This window comes from Flavobacterium plantiphilum, from assembly GCF_046000495.1.
Taxonomy (GTDB): domain Bacteria; phylum Bacteroidota; class Bacteroidia; order Flavobacteriales; family Flavobacteriaceae; genus Flavobacterium; species Flavobacterium plantiphilum.
Map to the genome: position 1 here is coordinate 1 of NZ_JBELQA010000023.1, position 546 is coordinate 546.

Genomic DNA, 546 nt, shown 5'->3' on the forward strand with positions numbered 1-546 from the left:
ATCGGGCCGCCCGAGACGAACACGGCGGGGATGTTGAGACGCAGCGCGGCCATCAGCATGCCGGGCGTGATCTTGTCGCAGTTGGAAATGCACACCAGCGCGTCGGCGCAATGCGCGTTGACCATGTACTCGACCGCGTCGGCGATCAGTTCGCGGCTCGGCAGTGAGTAAAGCATGCCACTGTGGCCCATCGCGATGCCGTCATCGACCGCGATGGTGTTGAATTCCTTGGCGACGCCGCCGGCCTGCTCGATCTCGCGGGCGACGAGCTGGCCGAGGTCCTTGAGGTGGACGTGGCCGGGGACGAATTGGGTGAAGGAATTGACGACCGCGATGATCGGCTTGCCGAAATCCGCATCCTTCATGCCCGTCGCACGCCAGAGGCCGCGGGCGCCGGCCATGTTGCGGCCGTGGGTGGACGTTCTGGAGCGATATGCCGGCATGATTGTTCCCTCTTTATTGGAACCGTTCCAATAAAGAGGTTCTATCGTCGTGTAAAATATATTATTTAGAAGGAACTAGGTCGTACAGAGTATTACAATTGGA

The 546-nt window shown here is 59.5% G+C and carries 1 protein-coding gene; it reads right to left on the reverse strand.

Features of this window, described 5'->3' with window-relative positions:
• On the reverse strand, window positions 1-443 hold a 443-nt coding region (locus tag ABS764_RS16240; RefSeq protein ID WP_408082840.1), incomplete at its 3' end, for a dihydroxy-acid dehydratase domain-containing protein.
• Between the last annotated feature and the right edge of the window lie 103 nt (window positions 444-546).